Here is an 11900-nt window from a genome sequence, read left to right as displayed (position 1 = left end):
GATTCAATCAATACAAAAAATGGTAAACACCAACCAACTTATTGGAAAAACAAACAATTATTTGATTGAAGAAAAACAATACAAAACTAACCCATTGATTTTTAATTACTTTATTTTGGTGCGATATTTGCGTAATAGAGTAAAACTCTTAAACATGGGCTAACGATGAGTAATCCACTTCCTCCAAAAACTTCGATGTTCTGGCACGACAACAGCTATACCTATGAGGAGGCCGTTCAGGCATTTGAAAGCGATGGTACGCTGAAATCGCTGAATATCGTTCCAACCACGGAATCCGATGATCTTGCTGGCTCACCCCCAGAGCGCAGTATGTTTTGGGAGGGAGAAACAAAAAAAATCGATCCGCCACCGCCGTCAGAACCAGAACCTCTCAATTTAAAAAACGAGAAAGAACCAACAGAGGCTTTACCGGCACACTTCATCCCTGTTCGCTACGCCATCGATCAGCTAGAAACGGAAGAAACACAATCTTTTGGTTTGCCTGAAGAATGGAAAGGCCAAGGCCCAGCCAAACTCAATACCGTTGGCTATACCCTTCGTCAGCTTCGCGATGGTTGGTTGTATGTCTATGATGCAATCAACAAAAGCCTAGACGAATATGAAATCAAAGGAACGCAATTCACACTCTACAAGCTAGGAGAGTCGGAAAGCCCAGAGTCCGAACAGCGTGGCACACCAGAAGGTGCAAAACCTTTCCTTACTTACGAAGACGGGAGTGTGCTGTCGATTTGTTACTCAGAACACCGTTGGACATGGAACATGTTCATGCGCGTCCTTAACAATCCGAGTAATCATATCGATCGAATGCAGACTGTTGTCCTGTCTGCAAACGATAATCAGCCCAACATTGCACCAATCGATAAGTTAACTCAAGTGGCTGATATTGAATCTTCCGCCGTTGATGATGGGCGTTTTGCGGATTCCGGCATCACTACCAAAGCTGATGAAGATGGTTCTATCTTTAAACCTGTCGCAGCCGAGAGTGATTTAACCTCTTCAATTCCAGAAGAAGAATCGGGCTACTTCGTCGCGATAAAAGATTACGCCGCAGACATTCAAGATATGTCGCTGCATTTTGTTGGCGCTGCAAGTCCCTACCGCCTTTTCATTGACCAGTTTTCAAACCAGTGGAACTTAATGCAGACCGCCATGCAGCTGTGCATGTTCGGGGCAAGCGACAATATAGACATGCCAGCTAGCGTTAAACGTAACAGTGAAGAGCTGTCGTTTTATACCGACATGGCAGAATATTATGACTCATCCAGTCAACTCGATTTGGCAGAGCAGAATAAAAGCTCAGTTCAATCAGGCTATCCTGCTAAATTTTCCGCTGGAGCGATTGAATCACACCAACATACCCAAAGTGACATTGCCAAAGCAATACAGGACAAATATCGAATTTCCGCGAGTCGATTTGGTAAATACGAACAATGGATAGCGACTGAACGCTGGCGCAAGCAGCTCAACTGGAAGCAAATGCTGAGCGAAATGCAAGAGCTGTCAGAGCAAAAAGAAACCATGCTTGCCGAAGTTGTCTCGGTAAAAAGCGACTTTATTGCTGTAATGGAATCTTTGACACCTCATCATCTCGAAAGAACCTTCGACCTATACAGCGAAGACACGCAGTACAGCTTGTATCAACTCCATAAGCAAGCCGTTGAGTCATTTACTCTGGTGATGCAAGAAGAAGACCGCCAATGGGCTGAAAGCCAATGGGAGAAACCAACCAGTTTACTCGCACTCTACACTTCCGGGTTTAGTCGTAGTCTCTTTAAACAAGTGGAGAAATTAATTCCTGAACAAGTTTCAAATCAGGTAGGTGAAGTAGACGTCGCCAAAAATGCTCCAGACACTGAAAGCTCAGACAAACAGTTCATGGACTACGTTTCGGCAGCAAGTAACCGTGTGGGTATGTATGCAAAAGTAATGGACTTTATTTCTAACCCAAATACTGCAGAAACCGAGTTTCTAAGAGATATAGCAAAAGGATTCGATGAGCTAGATAGCATATTCAAAGCGACTAACAGCGCTTTATTGAAGGGGGTAATAGAGGTTGGCGTTAGCCTAACAGCCCAAGCGTCTATCTTAATGATATCTCTATTGTCAAGACCGCTCACCCGAACAAGTTTTTACCTAAGAGCTGCCGTTGTAGAACGTTTGTCGATAGATACTCCAATCAATGTCAATAAAGGCTACGCTCAAAATTTTGGTACCTGGAAATCCAATCATGATAAAAAACTCGTCGCATCTAACCAAAACAAGGAAGTCTTAGCAGCCTTCAACAAGGGTGATAAAACTATATCAAACACGCAGTATAAGAAGGCTCTCCAGCAACAGCGGCACCTTCAAAAAAGTTTAGCCGTTGCGACGTTGGAATACCCACAGTATATAGAACTTCCAGATGACGTACTTGAGGCAACAATTCAAATGCGTAAAGACATATGGGATAACAGATTAAACAACCTTAAGAAACGGTTTGAAGATGTGGGTGGTTTAGGCTTCTTAGCTCTGATTTTTAACTGCCTCGCACTTGCTGATGCAATGAACAGTATTCAAGAAACAGGGCTCATGTCTCAAGATGATTTCTTAGATATTCAACAAAAGCTTTTTTACACTGCCGGAGCTTGGACGGGCATTCGTACTGGGAAACTATGGGATAAGGTTAAGGGCAGTGACGAGCTCAGAGAGCATTCGCTAAAAACTCTTAAAAATTTAGTAGACAGAAATACAAAAGGCTTTGAAAACCTGATTCTAGATGACTTAAAAGTTTTTAATAAATGGCTCGCGATTACAGGTGCTTTAGGAGCGCTGGCTTCAGGTATTGAGGCTTACCGTTCTTGGCAGAGTGTAGATGACGTTTATGGTCTCGAAAGCAAATTGTATTTAGCAAATACCGTAACGCTTGGTTTAACTGGTGCGATTGGTGCGTTTCAGTTCGTAGGAGCCTCTACTGGTACTTTTTCGACTAACTTACTTTTTGGAGGCCCAATAACGGCAGCTTTAGTTATTCTTACAGTTACATACCTAGCCATCAATTATAAACTCAACAAACTGAAACAAGATGATTTCCAAAAATGGTTAGATAAACTGCCTTGGGGTTATCACCCGAGTCGTACTCAGTGGAGCCAATCTGCAAGCTTGCCCGCAAGAGAGAAGCACAATTCAGCATTGGTGCAACAAGCACTGTTTGACTTACAATCTATTATTCAACAGCCAACGGTATACCATCAGCCTATTGAAAAAATACAGGCTTATCCAGGCTATACGCATCATGAGCTAGTTGGCTTGGAAGTGCATATTCAGCTGCCACATCGTGCTGCAACGAATGGTGTTACAGTGAGTACCAACACCAAGGCAACAGAAGATGATTTGACGTCCGGCTCTTGGTATCAAAACGCAGATTTAGTCACGCTACAAACACAGAGCCAAGCTAGCAAAGAGTTACTGGTGTATAAGGTAACATTGCCGATTAAAGAGACCGATCAATACCTTGCCATGCAAGTAGCGTATGATGTGGAAGATGATGCCCCATCAAAGCGTGAGTATTGGTTCCAAAATAGCGTAAAACAGAGTGCAACTCATAGCGTAATTTCAGACAATACCAAACAAAACATCATTAAAAAGTCACTCACCTCAGTTGTTGGCACATTAGGTTTTAAGGAGTAACCCTTGGCATATTCACCATTTTACGTCACCCCAGAAGAATTAGCAGTTTATCAAGAGGCGCAAGAGCAGGAAATACTCGCAGGTGATAATGTAACAACTTGGCATAAGTATGATGTAGAGGAACCATTTCGCTATTACTTTAAACTTTTTGCGTTTCCATTTGTGATCGCCCCATTCCTATTAACTTTGTTTATACACACGAGTGACACGGTTGGCGTAACTATTTTTTCTTTTATTTTGTCGGTGATGGTGTCTGGAGCTTTTTACCTTACGATTGGCCTCGATTATCGATATGACTACATTTTTTCAGATAAAGGCTTTGTGATGAAAAAGCGTCGCAATATGCCTAAATGGGTAAATACCGCTACGCAAGCTGTTGGCTGGATAGGTGCAGTGGTGTGTGTGATTATGGTAGCACTGGTTGGTCCGATGGCATTAGCTGGAGCAGGTGCCTTCATTTTGCTTTCATTTGGTATGTTAAAACGCCAGCCTGATGAACGAACAGAAGTTAAAGTGGGCGAACGAGAAGATTGGCTTTTTGCGGACTACAACAAGAAAAGGAAAGTGATCCAGTTCTATTTTAAGCATGACATATGCAGATATCGAGATACTGCTCATAAGACTATCTTTCGCTCACAAGATCGATTCGATTGTTATGTTTTCTTTAAAACTGAAGGGGATTTAGAATCCATGGTCGCGCAACTGTCAAAGGTCTACAAACTGAATTGTACCGAGGTCGATGACCATAAAAAGTTGTTTGAAGCAAAGCCAGAATCAAGGCTCTTTAGTATTCCTGTTTGTAGTAAAGAATATCAAACCGATGAGGTATTTGATTTAAGGGCGTCAAATGCCCCGCTTCCTGAGCGTGAATACCTTTACAACGGTAAGTGGCAAACTGAATCAGAAATCGAACGCTTAAAAGCAACTGGTGAACAGCAAGCCACTCCCGCTTCATAGTTCAAAACAAGCATTAAAAAGGGCTCCAGAGATTACTCTGGAGCCCTTTTGTTTTGTGATCAGTAAACGTTTTAAGTCGGGTTAAACTCTCTCACTCGCTTGATTAAGACAACTTGAACTTACTCAACTCACTGTGAAGATCGCTGGCTTTTACTGTCAGTTCATTACTGATCGCTACCGAAGATGACATAGTATCCATCACTTCCATCGCCGTATCATTAATCACAACCACATTACGGTTGATCTCTTCTGATACAGAACTTTGCTCTTCTGCCGCTGAAGCGATTTGATTGTTCATATCATTAATCACTTCAATAGCTTGGTTGATTTCGGCCAACGCCAATTGCGCTGCTTGTGTTTCTTCTTTGGTATCCACCGCTTGCTTCTGGCTTTGCTCCATCAACACAACGATTGATTGCGTTTCTTGCTCCAAACGAGCCAACATTGCACGAATTTCTTCTGTCGAGCCTTGTGTGCGCGTTGCAAGGTTGCGGACTTCATCGGCTACCACAGCAAAACCACGACCCGCTTCACCAGCACGCGCAGCTTCAATCGCAGCGTTCAGAGCCAACAAGTTGGTTTGATCGGCAATGCCACCAATCTCACTCAGAATCCCCTGAATCGCCGTGCTTGAAGCCACCAAATTCTGCGTCTGGTGCTGTGCATCATTCACTTGCGAAGCGAGGTTATCCACTGCGCTTGTAGCATTATCCATACGCGACATGCCATTCGCGCTATTGCTTTGAACTTGGCTTGCCGCCGCTGCTGCTTGTACCGCAGAATTTGCCACTTCTTGTGCGGTTGCGCTCATCTCATTAATCGCCGTTGCTAGCGAGTTGACTTCGTTCACTTGAACGTTCAGTTGATCTCTCGAAGCCGCCGCGCGAGCTTGGCCTTCACTTGCGTTTCTATCAACTTGGTCTGCCGTCGCCATTACAGTTAAAAGCATTTCCTGAATGCGAGCGAGGAAGGTATTAAACCAGTGCGCCAGTTGGGCGGTTTCGTCCTTACCTTTCACCTCAATGCGGTAAGTTAGGTCGCCCTCGCCTTGTGCTGCGTCTTTAAAACGCTCCACTAAGTTAGTTAACACTTTGCCCAACGAGGTCGCGATCATCGTCATCGCAACAATACCAATCAGAGCCGCAATAATCCCTGCCCACACTCCCTTTTCAAGAGCTTCTGCACTTTGTTCTTCACTCCATCGCTCGTAGTCATCCACGTTCTTTTTAAGGAAGCTACTGGGAACCGACACCATAACGATCCAAGGCGCATCGCTGGTGTCAATTGCAGTAATCGCATACTCATCCCCGCCAAACGTCACAAGGCCTGCGCCTTTTTGTTTCGCAATGGATTGAATACGAGCCCATTGAGACGCCAACTCATGAGAAACTTTCTTGCCCACTTGATCCGCTTGGCTGCTGTTCGCCAGTGTGATGCCTTTCCACGAAGAAATCAGAATTCGGCCTTGTCCATCAAACAAGTCGCTCGCGTAATCTTCACTTTGGCTTTGTAACTCGTTCAATGACAAATCAAAACCGAGAGAGCCGATGATCTCGCCACGTAACTTGATTGGTTGGCTGATGGTCGTGATCAGTTCTTGTTTGCCGCGAACCGGATACATGTACGGTTCCATCACGAACGTTTTGCCCGTTTCGTAAGGCATCAAGTGCCAATCGTCTTTACGCTCACCGTTGTTGTTTAATTCAGTATTGCTAAAGCTATCCATCGCCACGACATCAAAACTGTTGTGCGAATTTGGCGAAAAGAATGGCGCTAAGTAGCCTTCGCTATTAAAGCCAAGGCTTTTGTCTTGAATCGTTGGCTCAACCCACGATGGCTTTTCCCATACCATGTAACCAGCAAACACAGCTTTGTTCTGAGCTTCTAGCGACGCAATAAACTGTTTAACAATAATGTCTGGCGTTGCGGCCGTCTCTGCGCTTAATTCGATAATTGAACGCGCTTGCTTTAAGTTCGCCAACACTGGCTCTAACTGGTTGGAAATATTCAGCCCTTGCTGAATCGCCGTATTGCTCAGGTCGGTCGTGGTGGCTTCGGTCAGTTGAGATTTTACTTTTGTAGTGATTTGTTCATTCACTTGCGTGAACGCATTGGTTGTCATACCCATTGCAATCAATAGAGTGAAGGCCATTGCCCCACCCGCACTGACAGCAATTCGAGTGCGTATACTGTTAAACATGATCGCCTCACAAATTGATTTTTATCTGGCATTAAGCATTGGAAGGATCATGGATTTTAAACAAGTAAAGTTAATGGAAGGCTTTCATTTATGAACAGAGCAAGAACAGAAAATGTAGTTTTATTAATAAAAATAAAATAATGCAGATTTTCGCTTATACATGAAGCCATTGATTTAATTGAATTATCTCAAAAAGGAGAATCTAAGCGTTTGTATTTAAAAGCAATAACCATAATTAAAAAAGGGACTTAAGAGAAGTAAGAACTTTTTCTATGAGTGAGTCAGTAAAAATCAGTAATTACTAACAATGTGCTCAAGGTCACATAAATAATTTAGTATCTTCATGTTTTATATAGAGTTAACAGAATCAAATAATCTACCCCATTTATACATCAAGAGAAATTGATAGATATGAACAAAAGATCGTAGATTTACTTGGATAATAAGACGGTATTCAAGCTAGACATTGAAAACCGACACAAAGGTGAGAAAATCATCGTCGACAACTTTTTCACACCTATAGTGAATAATGTTCGTTAAGATCAACATTCGAATTTATCGAGATTGGATAAGAATAAATGAAGCGTGTACTTTTGGTAGAAGATAATCGTGAAATAGCGGGAATGTTGTTTGATTATTTTGAGTGTGCTGGCATGCAGCTGGATTATGCCGACAACGGTGAGCTAGGCTTAAAACTGGCGATGGATAATGCGTTTGACATCATTTTGCTCGACCTCATGCTGCCGCGCATGGATGGCCTAACACTGTGCAACAAGCTACGCGATGCAGGTAATAACACTCCGGTGTTGATGCTGACAGCACTTGATAGCCGAGACGACATGCTCAAAGGCTTCCAACACGGCGCCGACGACTACCTCACCAAACCGTTTGATCTCGATATTCTTGAAGCACGCATGACTGCATTGATTAAACGCTACCGCGGTACGGTTGCATCAACCAAACTCCAGTATGGCGAAGTGTCTATCGATCAAAAAACGCATCAAGCCTACCGTCAAGATAAGCTGTTGGCGTTGAATCCAACCACGTACACGATTCTAGAAATGCTGGTGAAAAACGCGCCAGAAGTGGTCACACGTGAGGAGATTGCTTTCCGATTATGGCAAGAAGATGAGCCAAATAACGATGTGTTGCGTAGCCATATTTATCAATTGCGTGGGCAGCTCGACAAACCATTCAAAGAGCACGTTTTGAAAACCATTCCAAAAGTCGGCTTCCGATTGGAGCCCGGGGCATGATTCGCCGCTTATTTAACAATACACAAAGCTTAACCGGACGCCTTGAACTCTTCTTCCTTCTAGTGTCGGTTGTGATTGGCTTGCTATGCTTCGCATTGGTTAGCGGAGCGCTATTATGGTCGGAAGATCGCGTCGGTGAACGACGCATTATGATCGATAAAAAAGAGGCGATTGAGCACTTTCGAAACCATCCTGATAGCGGAATCATCAAACTCGATTTACTGACAACGGCATACAACGACATCAATCTCGTCCCTGAGCTCTATCAACCCTTCATTCAAGATAAAAAGTACTTTCTCGCTGAAGTTGCTGACGAACCAGACACTCGCATGATTTACATGAGCACCTACACGCAAGATGGAGAGGAACATCCTATTATTCTGATCTCTCTGATTGATGAGATAGAAATTACATCTAACGAGTTCATGTTTGTTCTCGTTATGGTGCTGGCGGTTGTCATCGGGTTACTTTTGATTTTTGGCAGCCTATTATCGAGACTTTCTCTGCGTCTCATTGAACCTGTCAGTGCCCTAAAAACACAACTGGACCGCCATCAAGGTGACACTACACAAAAATTTGTTGTCCCTAAAGGCTCTGCAAATGAATTCCAAACGCTCGCAAATCAGCTTAATGAATATCGACATCAAATCAATCAAGTGATTAAACGTGAACAAGCTTTTGCACGATATGCCAGCCATGAACTGAGAACACCGCTCACAGTGATGAAAGGCTCAAGCTGCTTGCTAGCCAGAAGCCCAAGTACGTCATTTCAAGAACGTCAGATTGGCCGTATTCAAGATGCCACTTTGCAGATGTCGACCATGGTTGATGCTTTGTTAGGTTTGGTTCGATATGAACGCAACACCGACGACAGCCCCGTTCGAACCATCTCAGAGCAAGAGCTCCACAACATCGTGGCTCTTAGCCAAGCGCAAGCCGATGAAAAATCGCTGGAATTTAATGTACAAATATTGGGGCATCCGCAAACCAAAGCGACCACTGCAGTTCTTAACATTACGTTGAGTAACTTAATTCGCAACGGCATTGCAGCCACGTCAGCGGGAACGATTCATATCACCATGACCGATACCACACTGTCGGTGAGAGATGAAGGCGAAGGCTTCTCTTCCGTGCCAGATGCCGAAGGCCATGGTTTGGGGCTCATGATTGTGGACGACTTATGCCGACGCTATGGCTGGCAATTCACTATTGATACACATTCTGAGGGTGGATGTGAGGCAGTGATTGACCTTTCGTCAGAGCATCATGAGGCTTGCTCAGAGTAACTTCCTCAGCACTAGATTCAATCAAGAGGTATCTCATTTGCTCAGTATCAAAACGGGCGGTTCGATACCTCTTTCTTATTCGATTGAATGAAATCTTATGCCGCAAGCGCAACTAGTCGTTCGAATGCTTGCGATGCCGATTCCGACGCTTCGCACACAGAAAACACATCTTCGATAAAGTACTTCAACGCTCTGGATTCAATGGCTCTGATTGCAGCTTGCTGCTCGTCCGATAAATAGCCGTAAATGCTCGCCGCGCCAAAGTCACCGAAGATCATCTCCCCTTGCTCGTTCACCAACGTATTGTGCGCATACAAATCACCATGACACACCTTGTTGTCGTGTAGGTGATTAAATACGTCCACCATCTGCTCAACAATAGAATTCATTTGCTCGACTGTCAGCGTAAACCCTTGTGGGAACGTATCTCGGGTGCAGGTTTCCAACGTTGGCGGCAAACCTAAGTTGTAGTAACTGTTTGGAATCAGCTCCATCACCAACGCAAGCTCTTTACCGTCATTCACTTGCGCGATGGATTTCACTAAGTTGTTGTGATACCCAGCTTGCAAACACGCTTCAAGTTCATCATGAGGGTAACCATCACTGGTGACCTCGCCCTTGAACACTTTTACCGCAACTTCACTCGGGAAGTTGTATTGAGCGTCAGTCCAGTTAGCGTGAGAAATCACGCCACTTGCCCCTTGGCCGAGAACATGGTTAAGCGAGTAACTGTTTGTGGTCACTTTCGGCACACTGTCTAGAGAAGATGGGTGTTTGCAGAATGGATTACCTGCAAAAGCAAACCATGCCAATTTAGGTAGCTTCATCAACACATCCGGAAAGTGCTCTAGCTGGTTCGCCGAGAGACGAATCAGTTCCAAATTAACTAAGTTTTCCATGCTACATGGCAGTCGTTTGATGCGATTCCCCGCCAGCGCAAGCTTTCTTAAGCGCGGTCTTTCACCCAGACTGTTTGGTAGCGTTTCAATCTCATTGTCAGTCAGGATCAGCCAACGTAACTGACTTGGTAGTGAGGCTTCACTCACCACTTTGATCTTGTTGGTTTTAAACCCAACCATCTCAAGGTTTGGCAGCTTGCCCAATACCTCTGGTAAATGGGTGAACTGATTATTGGAAGCAAAAATGATTTTTAGTTTGGTCAGCTGTTCCAGTTCTTGTGGCAAATCTGACAGTACGTTGCCGGATAAATCTAACACTTCAAGCGAGTCTGCAAGCTCTAAAATTTCCATAGGGAACTCAGTTAGCCCTTCCGCCAACTTCAGTTGTTTAAGTCCTACTAATTGTCCTGTTTTTAATTGTTCTAGAGTCTGCAAAACCAAGCCTTCTGATTGAATGGAAATAAGCGACGTAGTGTACGTGGCTTGAGGTAGAAAGGCGAGTCATGGGATGGAATACCATGGAATCAAAACAACCAAAGGATAGAAGTGAAACCATTGAAATGGTATTACAGCACCGGTGAGTGCGAGTCAAAACATCAGGAATAACCGAAATGGTTGTACTGAAACACAGACTTTTTATCTGGGTTTAATGGCGTTACACTACGCGCCCTTTTTAAATGGCAAAGGTGACACGGTTTATTCCGTCAGCATCGACATGAAACTCTTAGAAAGTCCTATCACCCAACATAGCTTTAATGGGCACAAATTTTTCCTTAAACGTGACGACATGCTCCACTCCCACTTTTCTGGGAACAAAGCACGTAAGTTTATGACGTTAATGGAAGAGCAAAATCCCGACATCACCACGTTAATAAGCTTTGGCTCCGCTCAATCTAATGCCATGTACTCGCTAGCGGCTCTCGCCCAGATTAAAGGTTGGGCATTTGAGTTTTATGTTCATCACATTCCATCTTGGCTAAAAAGCTCCCCCATCGGAAACTATCGCGGCGCTCTCGATTTGGGTATGAAAATCACCGCCATGCAAGACATCGGTAGCGAACTCCACCCTAGTGAATACATCCACCAGGTACGAAGATTAGATGAGTCGACATTGCTTATTCCCGAGGGTGGACGTTCCCACCTCGCTGAAGCTGGCATCAAACAGTTAGCACGAGAAATTCTTGATTGGACGCGATTGAGAGGTAAAGAGCAGTTTACGGTCGCCCTGCCATCAGGTACTGGCACGACGGCTTTATATCTTCATAAACATTTAAGCCCACACGGCATAGAAGTGCTAACTTGCCCTTGCGTAGGCGATGCAGATTACTTAACTGAACAGTTCAACCAGCTCGGTGAAAACAGCCACCCAACCATTTTAACCGTGCGCAACAAACACCATTTTGGTCGCTTGTACGAAGAAGATTACTTCACATGGAAAGCACTCTTTGAGCAAACCGACCTCGAATTTGACCTGTTATACGACCCGTATATGTGGCAATGCCTCACCCCTTGGTTGGAAGAGAACACAGATAAAACGGTGATTTACATTCACCAAGGCGGGTTACTTGGCAACGAGTCGATGTTGCCAAGATATCAACGAGAATTTGAATAGCGT

The 11900-nt window shown here is 44.2% G+C and carries 7 protein-coding genes; 5 read left to right on the top strand and 2 right to left on the bottom strand.

Going from position 1 to position 11900, the window contains the following annotated elements; genetic code table 11:
- Positions 1-165: 165 nt before the first annotated feature.
- Both MTR11_RS21110 and MTR11_RS21105 read left to right on the top strand, forming a co-directional pair.
- Entirely contained in the window at positions 166-3687 is a 3522-nt protein-coding gene (locus tag MTR11_RS21110; RefSeq protein WP_243328334.1) for a T6SS effector BTH_I2691 family protein, read from the top strand.
- A 3-nt stretch (positions 3688-3690) separates the two neighbouring features.
- On the top strand, positions 3691-4644 hold the full coding sequence (locus MTR11_RS21105; protein WP_243328333.1) for a hypothetical protein: 954 nt from the start codon (positions 3691-3693) through the stop codon (positions 4642-4644).
- 103 nt (positions 4645-4747) lie between these two features.
- Here the strand turns inward: MTR11_RS21105 and MTR11_RS21100 are convergent, their stop codons facing one another.
- On the bottom strand, positions 4748-6844 hold the full coding sequence (locus MTR11_RS21100; protein ID WP_243328332.1) for a methyl-accepting chemotaxis protein: 2097 nt from the start codon (positions 6842-6844) through the stop codon (positions 4748-4750).
- 578 nt (positions 6845-7422) lie between these two features.
- Between MTR11_RS21100 and MTR11_RS21095 the strand changes: the two genes are divergently transcribed.
- Together MTR11_RS21095 and MTR11_RS21090 are read left to right on the top strand one after the other, a co-directional pair.
- Complete coding sequence (locus MTR11_RS21095; RefSeq protein ID WP_048625732.1) at positions 7423-8100, top strand: response regulator transcription factor; 678 nt, start codon at positions 7423-7425, stop codon at positions 8098-8100.
- Complete coding sequence (locus MTR11_RS21090) at positions 8097-9386, top strand: sensor histidine kinase (protein WP_243328331.1); 1290 nt, start codon at positions 8097-8099, stop codon at positions 9384-9386. The genes MTR11_RS21095 and MTR11_RS21090 overlap by 4 nt, the downstream gene beginning before the upstream one ends.
- 95 nt (positions 9387-9481) lie before the next feature.
- On the opposite strand, the gene MTR11_RS21085 is transcribed toward MTR11_RS21090, so the two are convergent.
- Positions 9482-10720 (bottom strand): leucine-rich repeat-containing protein kinase family protein, encoded by a 1239-nt coding sequence (locus MTR11_RS21085; protein ID WP_243328330.1) that lies wholly within the window; start codon positions 10718-10720, stop codon positions 9482-9484.
- 280 nt (positions 10721-11000) lie between these two features.
- On the opposite strand from MTR11_RS21085, the gene MTR11_RS21080 reads away from it, so the two are divergent.
- A complete protein-coding gene (locus MTR11_RS21080; RefSeq protein WP_243328431.1) occupies positions 11001-11897 on the top strand; it encodes a 1-aminocyclopropane-1-carboxylate deaminase/D-cysteine desulfhydrase in 897 nt (298 codons plus the stop codon).
- The last annotated feature ends 3 nt before the right edge of the window (positions 11898-11900 follow it).

Source organism: Vibrio sp. CCB-PB317, from assembly GCF_022808245.1.
Taxonomy (GTDB): Bacteria; Pseudomonadota; Gammaproteobacteria; order Enterobacterales; family Vibrionaceae; genus Vibrio; species Vibrio diabolicus.
This window is presented reverse-complemented; position numbering and strand designations above follow the sequence as displayed.